Here is a 17,208-nt window from a genome sequence, read left to right on the forward strand (position 1 = left end):
ATCTCTCGGTGCAAGAGCCCCTTGCGCCATTGCGCCAGGGGCTTCGTCTATCTCGGGGCAGACTGCGGCCTACGCAGGATGCCCCAACCGGAAGGGGTGTACGCCTGTGCCGGCACTCGTGCTCGTTGGCGCTCAGTGGGGGGACGAGGGCAAGGGGAAGGCCACCGACCTCCTCGGCGGCTCCGTCGACTACGTCGTCCGCTACCAGGGCGGCAACAACGCCGGTCACACGGTGGTCATCGGCGACCAGAAGTACGCCCTGCACCTGCTCCCCTCCGGCATCCTCAGCCCGAACGTGACGCCGGTGATCGGCAACGGCGTCGTCATCGACCCGGGCGTGCTGCTCTCCGAGCTCAACGGCCTGAACGAGCGCGGCATCGACACCTCCAAGCTGCTGATCTCGGGCAACGCCCACCTGATCACCCCGTACCACCGCACCATCGACAAGGTCACCGAGCGCTTCCTCGGCAAGCGCCGGATCGGTACCACCGGCCGCGGCATCGGCCCGACCTACGCGGACAAGATCAACCGCGTGGGCATCCGGGTCCAGGACCTGTTCGACGAGTCGATCCTCCGCCAGAAGATCGAGGCGGCGCTGCACGACAAGAACCAGATCCTGGTCAAGCTCTACAACCGCCGCGCCATCCCGGCCGACCTGGTGGTCGAGGAGTACCTGGGCTACGCGGAGAAGATCAAGCCCTTCCTGGCCGACACCACCCTCGTCCTGGACGAGGCGCTGAAGGCGAACAAGGTCGTCCTGCTGGAGGGCGGCCAGGGCACCCTGCTCGACGTCGACCACGGCACGTACCCCTTCGTGACCTCGTCGAACCCGACCGCGGGCGGCGCCTGCACCGGCGCCGGCATCGGCCCCACCAAGATCGACCGGGTCATCGGCATCCTCAAGGCCTACACCACCCGCGTCGGCTCCGGCCCCTTCCCGACCGAACTGCTCGACGAGGACGGCGAGGCGCTGCGCCGGATCGGCGGCGAGCGCGGTGTCACCACCGGCCGCGACCGCCGCTGCGGCTGGTTCGACGCCGTCATCGCGCGCTACGCGACCCGGGTCAACGGCCTCACCGACTTCTTCCTCACCAAGCTCGACGTGCTCACCGGCTGGGAGCAGATCCCGGTCTGCGTCGCCTACGAGATCGACGGCCGCCGGGTCGAGGAACTCCCCTACAACCAGTCGGACTTCCACCACGCCAAGCCGATCTACGAGACGCTGCCGGGCTGGACCGAGGACATCAGCAAGGCGAAGACCTTCGCCGAGCTGCCGAAGAACGCCCAGGCGTACGTGAAGGCCCTGGAGGAGATGTCCGGCGCGCCGATCTCCGCCATCGGCGTCGGCCCGGGCCGCGACGAGACGATCCAGATCAACTCGTTCATCTGAGCCTGACGGCCTTCGAGGGCCCCGCGGGACGGTTCGTCCCGCGGGGCCCTTCGCTTAGCCTCGCTGTTTTGCACTAGTTCAGAGATTCATTGCCTCTAGTGCAGAACCGAGCTACGTTCGGATCATGACCGCGAAGCTGCCCTCACCCGTCACCCTCACCGGCCACCACATCCGCCTCGAGCCGCTGGCCCGCCACCATCTCGCCGACCTCTGGGCCACCATCGGCTCCGAGCCCGACGTCTGGCGCTGGACCATGAACCTCCCGCCCGCCACCGAGGAGGAGCTCGGCGCGATCCTCGACGCCCGCATCGCCGAGGGAGCCAGCGGCGAATCCGTGGAGTTCGCCGCCGTCGACCTCGCCAGCGGCACCGCCGTCGGCGTCACCGGCTACTACGACCTCAACGCCAAGGACGAGTACCTGGAGATCGGCGGCACCATGTACGCCCGCTCGGTCTGGCGCACCGCGGTCAACACCGAGGCCAAGCTGCTGCTGCTCACCCACGCCTTCGAGGACCTCGGCATGGGCCGCGTCTTCTGGAAGACCGACGCCCTCAACGAGCGCTCCCGCAACGCGATCCTGCGCCTCGGCGCCCAGTACGAGGGCACCTTTCGCCGCCACCGCCTCCGCCCCACCGGCGTCTGGCGCGACAGCGTCTACTTCTCGATGCTCGCCGACGAGTGGCCTGCCGCCAAGTCCCGCCTGGAGGAGCGACTTTCGCGCGGCTGAGGGCTCACCCTCATCACCGGTGGGCCCAACTTGGCCACGGCCCATACGGCTTTGCCGTGGCTGCCGATCAGTTCGACGGCCCACTCCTCCGAGAGGGCCTCGACGATGTCCAGGCCCCGGCCACTCGCCCGCGCGTCGTCCCAGGCCTGCCGCAGAAGCGGGCTCCCCGAGGCGTCGGAGACGGTGATGTGCAGCTCGCCGCAGAGGAGTTCGAGCGTGATGCCCGGTCGGCCCTCCCCGTGGAGCAGGGCGTTGGTCACCACCTCGGAGAGGATGAGGCACGCCGAGTCCGGGTCCAGGCCCATGGCATGGAGCAGGTCCCGGAGGAATCGGCGGATCGGCCCGACCATCCCGGGAAGGGCCGGCGGGGACAGGTCGAGCCGGAACTCGGAGGCGAGCGGGCCCCGGGAGGGACCGAACCGTGGAAGGCACATGGCTTTCTCCAGCCCTGAGATGAGTGGAAAGCACCTGGGAGAGAAGCGAAACCCGTGGCCTGCCCCGCCGACGATGGAGGAGGGCAGGCGACGGCAGCCTGCACTCCCACACCCGGGGTGCACTTCGGGACCGCTTGCGCGGCTTCGCGTAAGCGACTCGCTACACCCGGCAGGCCATCTTCTGGCAGTTGCGCCACCCATTCCGTGGCATTGATGCCCCGTCAATTCGGGCAAAATATGCCCCAATCGGCGAGGGCCGCAGCCCACACGAAGTGGACTGCCGCCACCGGACGCGGGAGACTCTCCGCATGCCGCCGAGGACCACACCAACCGCCCGCCAGTTGCGCGTTGGCCTGGAGCTGCGAAAGATGCGCGACTCCGCCAGGAAGACCTCCGCTGACGTGGCCTCAACTCTCTGCCTGGACCGGACGAAGATCACCCACGGCCCCGCCCGCCCAGGACCTGGGCGGAAGATTCAACGGAGAAGCCAGGGGAAGGGCGAGCGATGCCGGGCCCGTCAGCGCCAGAGACTGATGCGCGGGCTGGTGGCTGTTACGGCCGCCCGCTCAGGTACGGGGCACCTGGGAAGCAGCGGCCGACGCGGTCGAGTGGCTCGCGGGACGGTACGGGGAGCACTCGCTCGGCGGCGATCCGTGGATGCCGATCGAGGCACGGCGCCGGTGCGCCGTTGCGCAACTGACCGAGGCGTAGGACGTGGTGTGGTCATGTTGGGTGTCCGGCAGCCGCTGGTCGGGCCACTACGTGCTTGTCTGCCCCAACAAGACCTGGCCGCAGCTCACTTGTCCGGTGAGTTGAGGACATGGTGGGGGTGGGGTCGGGAGGCAGGGCAGGTCAGTCGCGGTCGACGGGGGTGGGGCGGCGGGGGGTGAACTCGCGTTTCAAGGGGCGAAGTTCGCGCGGCTGGCCGTTGACCAGCCAGACCAGCCAGCCGACGAAAAGGACGGCGAGGAGGAGGGTGGACAATCCGGCGACGAGAAGGGCGTTCACCAGGACGGGGAATTGCGGGGAGGAAGACGGAGGGGCGGCGGAAGGGGCACGGCTGTCTCCGGTCGGTGATGTCGAACGCCCTGACCATGCATCTGGTGTGTATTTACGGCTCATTGGCGACTTGGCGACTGTTTACGGGACAACAAGTCAGCGAGTGACAAGGATGACCATAGAGTCAGGGTGCCAGAGTTGCTACCGAGGGACTGGACGTTCACTCCATCGTGGGGTATCCCCCATTTCGCTAGCTAGTGCCCGGTGTCCACGGCACACTTCACCGGAAGCATCGACCGTAGCCGCGATTCGGAGAAGAGAGTCATGCCACCCCGCTTGTCGCCGACCGTGCGCCAGCAGCGCCTGGGAATCGAACTACGCAAGATGCGCGAGCGCGTGGGGGTGACGCCCAAGAGCCTGGCCGCCACGATCGGCACCGACCTGCCCAAGATCTCGCAGATGGAGAACGGGAAGTCGGGCATCAGCGCCGAGCGGCTCCGGACCTGGGCGCACACCTGCGGCTGCCCCGAGGGCCCGTACCTCGACGCGCTGCTCGCGATGACGCAGGACCGCCGTAAGTACTGGTGGGACGGTTACCGGGGGCGGATGCCCAGCGGGATCGTCGACATCGCGGAGATGGAGCACCACGCGGCGTCGCTGTCGATCCTGAACAGCACTTTCATCCCCGGGCTGCTGCAGACCTCGGACTACGCCGCCGCGGTGTTCGAGCGGCTTCCCGCGCACTACCGGCAGGAGGCGGAGGTCCGGAAGGCATTCCGGATTCGGCGCCAGCAGATCTTCGTCGACCACCCGAAGCCGTACAGCGCAATCCTGCACGAATCCGCACTGCGGATGCAGTTCGGCGGTCCGGAAGTGCTGCGCGAGCAGTTGCGGAGCCTGCTGGAGAATTCCGAGCGGCCGGGCGTGGAGATCCGGGTGATCCCGTTCAGCGTGCCCACCTACACGGGGTCCGGGGAGAGCCTGTATCTCGCCCGCGGGCCGGTCCCGGAGCTCGACACCGTGCAGATCGATCTCTCTCACGGGCCGAAGTTCGTGCACTCCGAGGCGGAATTGGCCTCCTACCGCCGGATCAAGGAGAAGACCGCGGCGATCGCGCTCGGGACGGCGGAGTCCCGGGACTTCATCCGGGCCTTACTGAAAGACTTCGTATGAGTACGTGGCGCAAGGCGTCAGCCAGCGGCGAGAGCACCGACTGCGTGGAGGTCAGATCGGCGGGCGGCCTGGTGGAGATCCGGGAGTCGGACCTGCCCGAGGTGGTGGTGCGCACGACGCCGCGCAAGTGGGCGGCGTTCGTCCGCGGGGTGAAGGCCGGGGAGTTCGACCGGTACGCCGACTTCACCCGGGCCCGGCCGTGAACCGGGCCGTCAACCCGGCTGTGAACCCGGCCATGACCCCGCCGTGACGGCGGTAGGCTTGGCAGCCCACAGTGGACCCCTGCGCCTGGCACAGCACTCCGCGTCGGGGTGCGCGTGCGGGAGAAATCGGAGCATCCGAGGATGGCTCGGCACCTGATCACCAGCGCCCTTCCGTACATCAACGGGATCAAGCACCTGGGCAACATGGTCGGGTCGATGCTCCCGGCGGACGTCTACTCCCGCTACCTGCGCCAGACCGGCCACGAGGTGCTGTTCATCTGCGCCACCGACGAGCACGGCACGCCCGCCGAGCTGGCCGCCCAGGAGGCCGGGCTGCCGGTCGCGGAGTTCTGCGCCCAGGCGCACGAGGCCCAGAAGGCGGTGTACGACGGCTTCGGGCTGTCCTTCGACCACTTCGGCCGCAGCTCCTCGCCGCAGAACCGGGAGATCACCCAGGAGATCGCCCGCGAACTCCAGCGCAACGGCTTCATCGAGGAGCGCTCGATCCGCCAGGTGTACTCCAACACCGACGGCCGCTTCCTGCCGGACCGCTACATCGTCGGCACCTGCCCGCACTGCGGCTACGACAAGGCGCGCGGCGACCAGTGCGAGAACTGCACCCGGGTGCTGGACCCGACCGACCTGCTGGAGCCGCGCTCGGCGATCAGCGGCAGCGCCGACCTGGAGGTCCGGCAGACCCGGCACCTGTTCCTGCTCCAGTCGAAGCTGACCGGGGAGGTCGAGCGCTGGATCGCCGACCACGGAGACGACTGGCCGGTGCTGGCCTCCTCGATCGCCCGCAAGTGGCTGACCGAGGGCCTGCAGGACCGTTCGATCACCCGTGACCTGGAGTGGGGCGTCCCGGTGCCGGCCGACGTGTGGCCCGAACTGGCCGCCGAGGGCAAGGTGTTCTACGTCTGGTTCGACGCCCCGATCGAGTACATCGGCGCCACCAAGGAATGGGCGGACGCGGCCCCGGCGGAGCGGCGGGACTGGAAGTCCTGGTGGTACGAGGCCGACGAGAGCGTCCGCTACACCCAGTTCATGGCCAAGGACAACGTCCCGTTCCACACCGTGATGTTCCCGGCGACGATCCTCGGCTCGCGCCGCCCGTGGAAGAAGGTCGACTACGTCAAGGCCTTCAACTGGCTGACGTACTACGGCGGGAAGTTCTCCACCAGCCAGAAGCGCGGGATCTTCACGGACGTCGCGCTGGAGCTGCTGCCGGCCGACTACTGGCGCTACTTCCTGATGGCGCACGCCCCCGAGTCGGACGACTCCAGCTTCACCTGGGACCTCTTCGCCTCGGTGGTCAACAAGGACCTCGCCGACACCCTCGGCAACTTCGTCAACCGGGTGCTCTCCTTCAGCCGCAAGCGCTTCGGCGACGACGTCCCGGCCGGGGCCGCGGCCGGCGAGGCCGAGGCGCGGCTCGGCGAGCAGATCGCCGGCCTGCTGGCCGAGTACGAGGCCCAGCTGGACGCGCTGAACTTCCGCAAGGCGGCGCAGGCGCTGCGCGCGCTGTGGAGCGCGGGCAACGCGTACCTGGACGAGAAGGCGCCCTGGCAGCAGGTGAAGACCGACCCGGAGGCGGCGGCACTGACCCTGCGGACGGCGATGAACCTGATCCGGCTGTACGCGGTGGTGTCCGAGCCGTTCATCCCGACCGCCGCGGCGGCGATGCGCGGCGCCTTCGCGCTGCCCTCGGACGGGCGCACCTGGATCACCGGGGAGGAGGCCCGGGCGCTGGACCTGGTCCCGGCCGGGACGCCGTTCACCGTGCCGCCGGTGCTGTTCGCGAAGATCACGGACGAGGACCTGGCGGCCTGGACGGCCCGCTTCGGCGGCACGGAGGCGTAGGGTACGCAGGTCACGAGGCCCCCGACCGTCGCGAAACGGTCGGGGGCCTCGTCGGTGGTACGGGCCCGGTGGACGGACCTGTGGGGCGGGCCCGTGGGACCGGCCCGGTGGGGCGGGCCGGTGGTGGGGGCTACCAGCGGGTGGTCTCCGCGAAGAAGCCGGGGATCTCGGTCGCCTTGCCCGCGGCCACCGCCTCCGCGTGCACCAGCGCGCCGACCGCCAGGTCGAGCACGCCGAGGCCGAAGGGCGAGAAGACCACCGGGCGGTCGGTGCCGACGGCGACCTCGCCCTCGATCACCTGGGCGAGCGTGCCGGTGACGAACTCCCGGTTGCCGTAGAGCTGTTCGGCCAGGTGCGGCGAGGTGTTCGCCTTCATGCAGTGCTCCACGTCGTCGAGCACGTTGTACGCGCCGCCGATGATCTCCGGGGCGAGGTCGCGCAGCGAGATGTTGAGCACCAGCTGGCCGGGGGTGAAGGTCTCCGGGTCGAGGATGTACGGCTCGCCGGCGGTGGTGGCCAGCACCACCACGTCGGCGCCCTTGAGCGCCTCGCCGAGGTCCTCGACCACCCGCGCCGGGTAGCCGAGCTGGGCGTCCGCGTGGTCGACCAGCGCCTGGGCGTACGTCGCCTCGCGGTCGTGCACCACCAGCTCGTCGATCGCCCACTCCTGGGCGCCGAAGAACTCCAGGATGTTGCGGGCGATGATGCCGGCGCCGACCACCGCGAGCCGGCCCGCCGTCCGGCCGCCGCTGAGCACCTCGGCGGCGAGCACCGCGGAGGCCGCGGTACGGGCCGCGCTGATCTGCGAGGCCTCCAGGACGGCGAACGGGTAGCCGGTCTCGTAGTCGTTCAGCAGCAGGGCGGCCGAGGCGCGGGGGAAGCCCCGCTCGATGTTGGCCGGGAAGCTGCTGATCCACTTGATGCCGGCCAGGCCGACGCTGCCGCCGAGGTAGGCCGGCAGGGCGATGATCCGGGCGTCCGGCTTGGCGGGGAACCGCAGGAAGTAGCTGTCGGGGTTGACCGACTCGCCGGCGCCGTGGGTCAGGTAGGTCTCCCGGACCTCCTGGACGATCCGCGGGCGGGCTCCCGCGATGACCTCGCGGGCGGTGGTGCCGTCGATGACTCTGAACTCGAACACGGTGGTGGCTCCAGTCGAGACCGCCCGGTGCGGGCGGGGATTCGGATGTGCGGGCGGAGTGGGGTCAGCTGACGTAGGCGGTGCCGGCGGGCTCGTGGCGGCCGCCGGCCGCGTGCGCACCACCGGCGTGGGCGCGGGTGCTGCGACCGCCGCCCAGCCAGCGCGGCAGGTACCAGTTGCGGTCGCCGAGCAGGGCCATCACCGCGGGCAGCAGCACCGCGCGGACCAGCGTGGCGTCCAGCAGGACCGCGACCGCCAGGCCGATGCCGAGCTGCTTGAAGTCCTGCATGCCCAGGGTGCCGAAGACCGCGAACACCGCGACCATGATCAGACCGGCGCTGGTGACCACCCCGGCGGTGTTGCGGATGCCGAGGCCGACCGCCTCCCGGCTGGGCTTGCCCGACAGGTAGGCCTCGCGGATCCGGGAGACCACGAACACGTGGTAGTCCATCGAGAGGCCGAAGAGCACCACGAAGACGAACAGCGGCATCCAGGACTCGATCGCGCCGGGTGCCTTGGTGCCGACGATCGAGGCTCCCCAGCCGTGCACGAACACCGCGGTCATCACGCCGTACGCGGCCGCGACCGAGAGCAGGTTGAGCAGGATCGAGGTGATCGAGATGGTCAGCGAGCGGAAGGAGAACAGCATCAGCAGGAAGGTGACGCCCATGACGAAGGCGAACACCGGGACGATGCTGCGGTGCAGCTGGTCGTTGTAGTCGACCGAGAAGGCGAGGTCACCGTTGACCAGTGCGGTGGTGCCCGGGACGGTCTTCAGCGTCTGCGGCACCAGCTGCCCGCGCAGCGCCGCCAGAGCCGCCTTGGAGGTGGCGTCGGTACCGTTGCCGGCCAGCGGAACGCTGATCTCGGCGATGTTCTTGTCCTTCCAGTACCGCACGTCGATCTGGTTGCCGGTCCTGCCGGACGCCAGGGCGGCCGCCTTGAAGTCGTCGATGCTCTTGGCGACCTGCGGCGAGCCGATGTCATCGGCCTTGACCACCACGGTGGCGGGCGAGGGCGAGCCGGGGAACTCCCGGTCGATCCGCTGCGAGACAGAGACCAGGGGGTTGTCCGAGGGCAGCAGCTTGTCCATGCCGAGCTTCTCGGTCTTCATGCCGAGCGCCGGCACGGCCAGCACCACGAGCACCGCGGCGGACAGCACGGCGAAGATGCCGGGGCGGGCGAGCACGCCGCGCAGCAGCGCGTTGGCGGGCTTGGGGTTGGCCGCGGCGGCCTGGCGGCGCTTGCTGATCCACGGGATCCGGCCGGACGCGACCTTGTCGCCGAGCATCGACATCAGGGCCGGCAGCACGGTCATCGAGCCGACCACCGCGACCGCGACGACCTCGATGGTGGCCATCGCGAAGCCCTCGAAGACGGTCAGTCCGGAGAGGAACATGCCGGCCATCGCGACCATGACGGTGAAGCCGGAGACCATCACCGAGTGGCCCGAGGTGTGGGCGGCGATCCGCAGCGCGGTCGCCTTGTCCCGGCCGGCCGCCCGCTCCTCGCGCTCACGGCGCAGGTAGAACAGGCAGTAGTCGACGCCGACGGCCAGACCCATCAGGAACATCACCGAGTTGGTCATGCCGTCCACCGGCACCGCCTGGCTGCTCAGCGAGAGCAGGCCGAGCGCGCCGATGCAGGCGGTGACCGCCAGGGCGACCGGCAGGACGGCCGCCACGAAGGCGCCGAAGACCACCAGCAGAATGCCCAACGCGACCGGCAGGGCGGTCAGTTCGGCGCGCGTGAAGTCGTCGCCGAGGCTGTCGTTGATGCCCTTGAGGGCGGTCGCGCCGCCGAACTCGCCGATGGTCACCTGCGAGTGGGCCTTGGCGGTGTCCTGGACGGCGGTGATCACCGGCTCGATCCGGTCGGCCGCGGTGTCCGGGTCGCCGGTGACGGCGAACGTGATCAGTGCCGAGTGCTTGTCGGCCGAGAAGGCCTGGGTGGTGTACGGGTCACGGAGGTTCTCCGCGAGACCGGTCTTGTTGACCGCGTCGGAGGTGGCCTGGACGGCGCTGCGGAACTCCGGGGAGTCCGCGGTCAGACCGTCGCTGTGGACCAGGATCAGTTCGTTGACCGGGTCGTTGATCCCGGCGTCCTTGAGGATCTGGGCGGCGCGGCCGGAGTCCCCGGTCCCGTAGTCGGCCTGGGTGAGGCTCTTCTGGCCGACCATGCCACCGAGCACGGTGACCAGGACGACCAGGACGACCCAGCCGATGACGGCGGTCCTGCGGTGGTGGGCACTCCACTCGCCCAGCCTGGCCGCGAAGTTGCTTTGACGTGCCATTACCTCTCCTGCGATAGGCGGCATGATCAAGCCGCAGTGGCGACAGTCGGGTTCGGATGTGTCCTCACCGGCATGAGGGGGACCGGAGGAATACTCATGACCGTAGGCCCTCGCGAACGGCCCCGGGGCCTGCGGGAGTTGCAGCATCCTGCGGTGGCAAGCTGCTGCCAGCCGAGCCCCGCCGAAGCCCCTTACCGCGTCCGTTTCCCCGGTGCTACGGTCGGTTCCCGTTGAGGGACAACCATTCGAGCGGGCCACATCCGAGTGAAGCCGGGCCGAAGCCGCGGCAACACCCAGCGGCCGCCGAACGATTCCACCCAATTCCTTGGTCCCACGCCGGAATGCGCTCCGGCGTCGGCTTTCCGCACGATTCACCTACCTCCGTGAAAGGGGGAATGAATGATGGACACAGCCATTCGGGCGACCGGTCTCGGCAAGAGATACGGGGAGCACCACGCGCTGAGAGGCGTGGACCTGGAGGTGGCGGCCGGCACCGTGCTCGGCCTGCTCGGGCCCAACGGGGCCGGCAAGACCACCACCGTCCGGCTGCTGGCGACCCTGCTGGAGCCGGACCAGGGGCGGGCCGAGGTGGCCGGCTTCGACGTGGTCCGCCAGCAGCGCCAGGTGCGCCGCCGGATCGGCCTGGCGGGCCAGTACGCCGCCGTGGACGGGCTGCTCACCGGCCGCGAGAACCTCGAACTCCTCGGCCGGCTCCTGCACCTGGGCCGCAAGGGCGCCCGCGCGCGGGCGGCCGAACTGCTCACCCGCTTCGAGCTGGAGGGCGCCGCCGAGAAGCCGGCCCAGACCTACTCCGGCGGCATGCGCCGCAGGCTGGACCTGGCCGCCGCGCTGATCGGGCGACCCGAGGTGCTGTTCCTGGACGAGCCGACCACCGGGCTGGACCCGGCGAGCCGGCTGGTGCTCTGGGAGATGGTCCGTGAGCAGGTCGCCCAGGGGGTGACCGTGCTGCTCACCACCCAGTACCTGGAGGAGGCCGACTTCCTGGCCGACCGGATCCTGGTGATCGACACCGGCCAGGTGATCGCCGAGGGCACCCCGGACGAGCTCAAGCGCAAGGTCGGTGAGGAGTGGCTGGAAGTGGGCGTTTCGACCGACGCCGCCCTGCCGCAGGCCCTGGCCGTGCTCGCCCCGGTGGCCGCCGCCCAGCCCGAGGTGGACCGCACCGGGCGCCGGATCACCGTCCAACTGGCCGACGGCATCGGCACGATAGCCGCCGCGGCGGTCGCCCTGGAGTCGGCCGGCGTGCCGGTGACCGACTTCGCGCTGCGCCGCCCGTCGCTGGACGACGTGTTCTTCCACCTGACCGGGCGCGGCACCCAGGTGGGCCGGGCCCCCGAGGAGGGCGCCCAGCCGCTCGCACAGGGCCCGGAGGGGGAGGCCGAGCGGGACGAGAAGGCCGAGAAGGCCGCGCCGGGTGAGAAGGCCGGGCGGACCGAGAACGGTGAGAAGGCCGAGCGGGAGCCGGTGGCCGCCGCCACCGCACGGACGGGAGACGAGCAGTGAGTGACATCGGCGCATCGGCCGGCCTCGGCACGGCCCTCGGCGACACCGCCGCGCTGATCGGCCGCCACCTGCGGCACCTGCGCCGCACTCCCGAGAAGATCATCGCGATCACCCTGACGCCGGTGACCATGGTGGTCGTCCTGGGCTACCTGTTCGCCAGCGTGGTGACCGTGGCCGGCTCCGGGGAGTACCACGACTACGTGATGGCCGGGGTGTTCGCCCAGGTCGGTCTGACCTGCGTCGGCGTGGCCGCGCTGGGTGTGGCCACCGACCTGCGCACCGGTCTGATCGACCGCTTCCGCTCGCTGCCGATGGGCCGCTCCGCCGTCCTGGTCAGCCACACCGCGGCCGACCTGCTCACCGCCGCGGCCGCCACCTTCGCCGTCACCCTGGCCGGTCTCGGCGTCGGCTGGCGGATCCACAAGGACGCCGGCTCGGCGGTGCTGGGCTTCGTGCTGGTCCTGGCCTTCGCCTACGTGATGCTCTGGCTGGGCGCGCTGGTCGGCATGCTGATGCGCAACGCCGAGGCGATAAACGGCATTTCGGCGCTGTTCCTGGTCGTGCTGTCGTTCCTGTCCAACTCGTTCATGCCGCTGTCCGGGCTGCCCGCCTGGCTGCGCGCGGTGGCCGAGTGGAACCCGGTGAGCCTGGTGGCCGCGGCCTGCCGCGAGCTGTGGGGCAACGCGCCGACGGTGGCCGGCTCCAGCCTGCCGGACCGGCACCCGGTGCTGCTCGCGGTGATCGTGGTGGCGGCCCTGCTCGCGGTGCTGGTCCCGGTGAACCTACGGGTCTACCGCACCGCGGTGACGCGTTGAAGGAGCACGGGGCAGGCCGGTTCGGGCGAGGCGGTAGGTGTCCCGCCCGGACCGGCCGTTCGCGTGGGCGCGTGGGCTCAGGAGCCGGACCGGCCCTGGCCCTCGCGCGCCGACGCGCCGCCCTGCAGCAGACCGCGCTCGCCGGCTATCACCCCGGCCTGGAAGCGGCTCCGGCCGCCGAGCCAGGCCATCAGCTCCGCGGTGATCCGGCGCGAGGTGCGCACCGAGACGCCGAGCCTGCGGGCCACCACCTCGTCGGTGTGGCCCTGGGCGAGCAGGCTGAGCACCGCCATCGTCTGCGGGTTGAGGCCCTCGGCCCCCCTGGCCGGGGTCTTCCCGTACGGGGCGGCGTTCTCCCAGACGTACTCGAACAGCGCGCAGAGCGCGGAGACCAGTCCGGGACCGGACAGCACCAGAGCCCCCACGCTGGTGTCGTCCGGATCGGTCGGGACGACCGCCACCTCGCGGTCGAAGATCACCAGGCGCATCGGGAGCGAGGGCGCGACCCGCACCCGGGCGCCCCTCTCCGTGAGCCAGTCCAGGTGGGCGATGGTGCCGCCGTCGTTGGCCGCGCTCTCCAGGTAGATGCTGCGCATCTGCACGCCGCGGTCGAAGACCGCCTGGTCGGCGGCCTGGCTCGCCTTCCGGGCGGCCTGGGACTGCCCGCCGCCGGTCGCGAAGCCCATGATCTCGCTGGTGCAGGAGTGCGCGAGCTCCTCCAGCCGCAGCCGGATCTGGTCGACACCCTCCAACTGTTCGACGCCCAGGCCCCGTTCGCCCTTGCGGTTCTCGGCGTACTGGGCGACGAGCTTGGCGGCCTCCAGCCGGCTCTGCGCGATCTGGCGCTGCCGCTCGGCGAGTTCGGCCTCCTGTCGGCCGATCAGCATCGCCAGGCTGACCTCCGGGTTGACCAGGAGGAGATGCCCGGGCTCCAGCTCGGAGTGCCTGATCAGGGTGAGCCGGGCCAGTCCGTCCAGGGCGTCCCGGACGCGTTGTTCCGGCCAGTTGAGATCCTGCGCGACCCCCGCGATTCCGAGCTCCGGACGGGCCAGCACCGTCCGGTACACGGCCTCGGCGTCGGGATCCAGTCCTAACACTGACAGCACCGCCTGCCCCCCCGATATTTCGAACCTGATGAAAACGCCACGTCATTGCCGGATCTCGGGGGCATGCTACGACACCTGACCCGGAGCCACCCGAGGTTTCAGGACAGGCCCTTTCCTGCGGGCTTCGAGCGGGTCCACCCACGAGAGGATTTGACATGTATATCACTGTCGGACGTCTGGTTCGGGGTATGGTCGGACCGGAACAGGTCACGCCCGACAAACTCGTCGAACTGCTCCGAAAGGCCGCCCGTCCGGGCGAGGGACTTGAGCACGTGTATGTCGAGATCGACCCGCTCGGCGCCGATCTCGTCTTCTTTCTGGGGCCACCCAAATCCGGAGACCTGGATTCCGCCGCACGCCGAATCACCAGCCGGTGCCTACGGGACGCGCCTGAACTGCGCGGATGGCGGCTGGCAGCCCAATTCAGCGACGACCGGCTGCCGTTGCTGGAGGAGTGACGCCGGAGACGGAGGCTGTGCAGGGTGCTGCCATAGCAGGACCCTGACAGCGGCGAACCATGGCACGGAACGTGTGTGCGAGACAGACTTGGTCACGCCGAAGGGGGCCGGAGCCCCCTTCCCGCAGGATTAGAGAGCCGGGCTCGCCTAGCCATTCAGCGCAGGATTCGAACCCGGCGGAGCGCTCATCCGTTTCCGTTGTTTCGCCGCCGCTTATTACGCGGCCCGCGACGTCTTTGCCACCGGGGGTTCACCATGAGCAGCATCACCGTTTTCGCCGGCCGCGCCGCCGCCCTCCTCGGCCTGCTGGCCGCCGGCATCACCCTCACCGCGCCGGCTGCCGGCGCCACCACCACCGCCGCCCCGACCGGCGCCCACACCGCCACCGTGCACGGCGACGACATCATCTGGGACTGACGTCCCGTCACTCGACGCGAAGGGGGACGGGCCGATGCCCATCATCAGAACACCGCAGGAGTTCAACGAGGACGATCTCTTCGTCGACCTGCGCGCGATGTTCGACTACCCGCTGTACCTCAAGTGCGAGGGCTTCAACTTCGCCGGATCCGTCAAGCTCAAAGCCGCCCTCAGCATGGTCGACGCCGCCGAGCGCGACGGCCGGCTGAACCGCGACTCCGTCCTGGTGGAGTCCTCCTCGGGCAACCTCGGGATGGCGTTGAGCATGATCGCCTCCGTCCGGGGCTACCAGTTCATCTGCGTCGTCGACCCACGTACGAACTTGTCCACCCGCCAGCTCATCGAAACCCTCGGCGGCCATGTCCACATGATCACCGAGCCCTCGCCGGAAACCGGGTTCCTGGGCGCCCGGCTGGACTACGTCCGCGAGCTGTGCGCCTCCTCGCCGCGGTACGTGTGGCTCAACCAGCACGCCAACCCGGACAACTGGCGGGCCCACTACCGCACCACCGGGCCGTCGATCCTCCGCCAGTTCCCCGAGCTGGACGTGCTGTTCGTCGGCGCCGGGACCACCGGGACGCTGATGGGCTGCGCCCGCTACTTCAAGGAGCACCGGCCTGCCACCCGGGTCGTCGCGGTGGACAGCGTCGGCTCCGTCACCTTCGGCGGCGAGCCCGGCCCGCGGATGATCCCCGGCCTGGGCGCCGGCGTCCGGCCGGCGCTGCTGGACGAGGACTTCGTCGACGACGTGGTCCACGTGCCCGAGGTCGACACCGTCCGCACCTGCCACCGGCTCGCCCGCGGCGGCTTCCTGTTCGGCGGCTCCACCGGCACGGTGGTCAGCGGCGCCGCGGCCTGGCTCGAGAAGCACCGCGAAGGCAAGGACGTCGTGGCCGTCGCCGTCTCGCCCGACCTGGGCGACCGCTACCTCGACACCATCTACCAGAGCGCCTGGGTGCGCGACATCTACGGAGCCGACGCACTGGATGCGGTCGAGCGCCTGACGCCGCCCAACGCCATTGTCACGGGGGTAAGATGACGATGCGTCATGACGCGCGTCCGATCGAAACAGTGCGTCCCGAAGAACTGCCGCTGTCCGCCGCCCAGCGCGAGATGTGGTTCGCCCAGCAGCTCGACCCGGGCAACCCGGTGTTCACCATGGCGGACTGCCTGGAACTGACCGGCCCGCTGGACCACGAGCGGCTGCGGGCCGCCTGGCAGCGCGTGCAGAACCGCACCGAGGCGCTGCGGGTGCGCTTCGTCGAGCGGGACGGTCAGCCGGTGCAACTCGTCGAGCCGCCCCACGAGCGCCCGCTGCCGGTGCTCGACCTGACCGGCGAGCCGGACCCGCTCGCCGCCGCCGAGGCGTTCCTGGACGCCGACCGGCAGCTCCCGTCCACGCTCGGTCCCGACGCCTTCGCCGCCACCCTGCTGCTGATCGGCCCCGAACTGGCCTGGCTGCACGTGAAGGCCAACCACATCCTGGTGGACGGCTTCAGCCGCTCCCTGGTCTACGCGCGGCTCGCCGCCGAGTACGACCTGCCCGACGCCGAGCCGGCCGCCGACCCGACCCTCGCCGAGCTGCTCGCCGAGGAGGACGACTACCTCGCCTCCCCCGCCCACCAGCGCGACCGCGCCTACTGGGCCGAGCAGTTGGCCGACGGCATCGAGCCCACCGTGCTCTCCGGCCACCTCGGCGCGCCCGCCCGCAGCACCCTGCGCAGCACCGGCCTGATCCCGCCCGACACCGTCACCAGGCTCCAGGACGCCGCCTGGGCCGAGCGGGTCACCTGGCAGACCCTGCTGATCGGCGCCACCGCCGGCTGCCTGGCCCAGCTGGCCGGCACCGACCGGGTCGTGCTGACCCTGCCCGTCGCCGCCCGGACCACCCCGCTGGCGCAGTCCGTCCCCGGCATGCGCGCCAACTTCCTGCCGCTGCCGGTCGCCGCCCACCCCGCGCTCGGTCGCGACGGCCTGCTCACCCAGGTCGCGGCCACCCTGCGCGGCACGCTGCGCCACCAGCGCCACCGGCACGACGCGATCCGCCGCGACCTCGGTCTGACCGGCGACGCCGGCCGCAGCTTCGGCCCGACCGTCAACGTGCTGCAGACCGGCGGCGAGTTCGCCCTCGGCGACTGCCGCGCCCGGGTCCGCAACCTGTCCACCGGCCCCGTCCCGGACCTGCAGATCCTGTTCCTGGACAGCGGCGAGGAAGGCTGCGAGCTGCGGATCGACGGCGACGCCGACCGCTACCCGCAGGAGCGCCTGGACCTCTTCCGCGACGCCCTGCTCGGCTACCTCGCCGAGTTCGCCACCGTCCCCACCGAGCTGCCGGTCGGCCGGATCGCCGCCCTGCCGCCGGCCGAGCGCGAGCACGTCCTCGCCGGGGGGAACGGCTACGGGCAGCAGCCCGAGGTGTTCACCGACGTCCTGCCCCGGATCCGCGAACTCGCCCTGGCCCGGCCCGGTGCGACCGCCGTCCAGGACGACGCCGGCCGGCTCGACTACGCCGAGCTGGTCGCCCGGGCCAGCGCCCTGTCCCGCCGACTGGTCGCCGCGGGCGCCGGGCCGGACCGGCTGGTGGCCGTCGCCGCCGCCCCCGGCACCGGCTTCGTGACCGCCGTCCTCGGCGTGCTCGGCGCGGGCGCGGCCTGGCTGCCGCTGGACGTCC

General features: G+C 70.6%; 16 protein-coding genes. 11 read left to right on the top strand and 5 right to left on the bottom strand.

The annotated features are described in order from the left end of the window. Positions 1-106: 106 nt before the first annotated feature. Both HS99_RS24660 and HS99_RS24665 read left to right on the top strand, forming a co-directional pair. Positions 107-1,390: an adenylosuccinate synthase gene (locus HS99_RS24660; protein WP_030289500.1), complete on the top strand. Its 1,284-nt coding sequence runs from the start codon at positions 107-109 to the stop codon at positions 1,388-1,390. A gap of 124 nt (positions 1,391-1,514) precedes the next feature. Next, the gene (locus HS99_RS24665; RefSeq protein WP_030556693.1) at positions 1,515-2,117 is read left to right on the top strand and encodes a GNAT family N-acetyltransferase; all 603 of its coding nucleotides are present in this window, start codon (positions 1,515-1,517) and stop codon (positions 2,115-2,117) included. Here HS99_RS24665 and HS99_RS44185 read toward each other — a convergent pair. After that, entirely contained in the window at positions 2,045-2,551 is a 507-nt protein-coding gene (locus HS99_RS44185) for an ATP-binding protein (protein WP_051835614.1), read from the bottom strand. The two genes, HS99_RS24665 and HS99_RS44185, sit on opposite strands and share 73 nt — an antisense overlap. 852 nt (positions 2,552-3,403) lie before the next feature. After that, entirely contained in the window at positions 3,404-3,559 is a 156-nt protein-coding gene (locus tag HS99_RS45180; RefSeq protein ID WP_157846581.1) for a hypothetical protein, read from the bottom strand. Positions 3,560-3,886: 327 nt separating this feature from the next. Between HS99_RS45180 and HS99_RS24675 the strand changes: the two genes are divergently transcribed. The 3 genes from HS99_RS24675 (at position 3,887) to metG (ending at position 6,786) form a co-directional block, all read left to right on the top strand. Next, positions 3,887-4,723: a helix-turn-helix domain-containing protein gene (locus HS99_RS24675; RefSeq protein WP_157881847.1), complete on the top strand. Its 837-nt coding sequence runs from the start codon at positions 3,887-3,889 to the stop codon at positions 4,721-4,723. Further along, a complete protein-coding gene (locus tag HS99_RS24680) occupies positions 4,720-4,926 on the top strand; it encodes a DUF397 domain-containing protein (protein ID WP_030289510.1) in 207 nt (68 codons plus the stop codon). The genes HS99_RS24675 and HS99_RS24680 overlap by 4 nt, the downstream gene beginning before the upstream one ends. 141 nt (positions 4,927-5,067) lie before the next feature. Beyond that, positions 5,068-6,786, top strand: a complete 1,719-nt coding sequence (metG, locus tag HS99_RS24685) for a methionine--tRNA ligase (protein WP_030289512.1) — start codon at positions 5,068-5,070, stop codon at positions 6,784-6,786. A gap of 130 nt (positions 6,787-6,916) precedes the next feature. Here metG and sbnB read toward each other — a convergent pair whose 3' ends face one another. Beyond that, the gene (sbnB, locus tag HS99_RS24690; RefSeq protein WP_030289514.1) at positions 6,917-7,924 is read right to left on the bottom strand and encodes a 2,3-diaminopropionate biosynthesis protein SbnB; all 1,008 of its coding nucleotides are present in this window, start codon (positions 7,922-7,924) and stop codon (positions 6,917-6,919) included. A gap of 64 nt (positions 7,925-7,988) precedes the next feature. After that, positions 7,989-10,217: an MMPL family transporter gene (locus HS99_RS24695; protein WP_050366655.1), complete on the bottom strand. Its 2,229-nt coding sequence runs from the start codon at positions 10,215-10,217 to the stop codon at positions 7,989-7,991. Positions 10,218-10,619: 402 nt separating this feature from the next. Between HS99_RS24695 and HS99_RS24700 the strand changes: the two genes are divergently transcribed. Both HS99_RS24700 and HS99_RS24705 read left to right on the top strand, forming a co-directional pair. Then, positions 10,620-11,741 (top strand): ATP-binding cassette domain-containing protein, encoded by a 1,122-nt coding sequence (locus HS99_RS24700; protein ID WP_078867631.1) that lies wholly within the window; start codon positions 10,620-10,622, stop codon positions 11,739-11,741. Next, a complete protein-coding gene (locus tag HS99_RS24705; RefSeq protein ID WP_030289520.1) occupies positions 11,738-12,556 on the top strand; it encodes an ABC transporter permease in 819 nt (272 codons plus the stop codon). Before HS99_RS24700 ends, HS99_RS24705 begins: the two co-directional genes overlap by 4 nt. A gap of 77 nt (positions 12,557-12,633) precedes the next feature. Here the strand turns inward: HS99_RS24705 and HS99_RS24710 are convergent, their stop codons facing one another. Further along, positions 12,634-13,653, bottom strand: a complete 1,020-nt coding sequence (locus HS99_RS24710) for a helix-turn-helix domain-containing protein (protein WP_223886017.1) — start codon at positions 13,651-13,653, stop codon at positions 12,634-12,636. Positions 13,654-13,817: 164 nt separating this feature from the next. Between HS99_RS24710 and HS99_RS24715 the strand changes: the two genes are divergently transcribed. The 4 genes from HS99_RS24715 to HS99_RS24725 form a co-directional block, all read left to right on the top strand. After that, entirely contained in the window at positions 13,818-14,120 is a 303-nt protein-coding gene (locus tag HS99_RS24715) for a hypothetical protein (protein ID WP_030289523.1), read from the top strand. A gap of 255 nt (positions 14,121-14,375) precedes the next feature. Next, positions 14,376-14,537, top strand: a complete 162-nt coding sequence (locus HS99_RS45185; protein ID WP_157846580.1) for a hypothetical protein — start codon at positions 14,376-14,378, stop codon at positions 14,535-14,537. A gap of 34 nt (positions 14,538-14,571) precedes the next feature. Further along, complete coding sequence (sbnA, locus tag HS99_RS24720; protein WP_030289525.1) at positions 14,572-15,576, top strand: 2,3-diaminopropionate biosynthesis protein SbnA; 1,005 nt, start codon at positions 14,572-14,574, stop codon at positions 15,574-15,576. Between the two features lie 32 nt (positions 15,577-15,608). Then, positions 15,609-17,208 (top strand): condensation domain-containing protein (locus tag HS99_RS24725; protein ID WP_170066675.1); only part of this gene is annotated, 1,600 nt, incomplete at its 3' end.

The organism is Kitasatospora aureofaciens (assembly GCF_001188955.3).
In the GTDB taxonomy this organism is placed as follows: domain Bacteria; phylum Actinomycetota; class Actinomycetes; order Streptomycetales; family Streptomycetaceae; genus Kitasatospora; species Kitasatospora aureofaciens.

Bases quoted from the DNA above. Each gene is read 5' to 3' on its own strand.
- HS99_RS24665 (WP_030556693.1), top strand. From the start codon at position 1,515: ATGACCGCGAAGCTGCCCTCACCCGTCACCCTCACCGGCCACCACATC.
- HS99_RS24695 (WP_050366655.1), bottom strand. From the start codon at position 10,217: ATGGCACGTCAAAGCAACTTCGCGGCCAGGCTGGGCGAGTGGAGTGCC.
- HS99_RS24715 (WP_030289523.1), top strand. From the start codon at position 13,818: ATGTATATCACTGTCGGACGTCTGGTTCGGGGTATGGTCGGACCGGAA.
- metG (WP_030289512.1), top strand. From the start codon at position 5,068: ATGGCTCGGCACCTGATCACCAGCGCCCTTCCGTACATCAACGGGATC.
- HS99_RS24700 (WP_078867631.1), top strand. From the start codon at position 10,620: ATGGACACAGCCATTCGGGCGACCGGTCTCGGCAAGAGATACGGGGAG.
- sbnA (WP_030289525.1), top strand. From the start codon at position 14,572: ATGCCCATCATCAGAACACCGCAGGAGTTCAACGAGGACGATCTCTTC.
- HS99_RS24680 (WP_030289510.1), top strand. From the start codon at position 4,720: ATGAGTACGTGGCGCAAGGCGTCAGCCAGCGGCGAGAGCACCGACTGC.
- HS99_RS45185 (WP_157846580.1), top strand. From the start codon at position 14,376: ATGAGCAGCATCACCGTTTTCGCCGGCCGCGCCGCCGCCCTCCTCGGC.
- HS99_RS44185 (WP_051835614.1), bottom strand. From the start codon at position 2,551: ATGTGCCTTCCACGGTTCGGTCCCTCCCGGGGCCCGCTCGCCTCCGAG.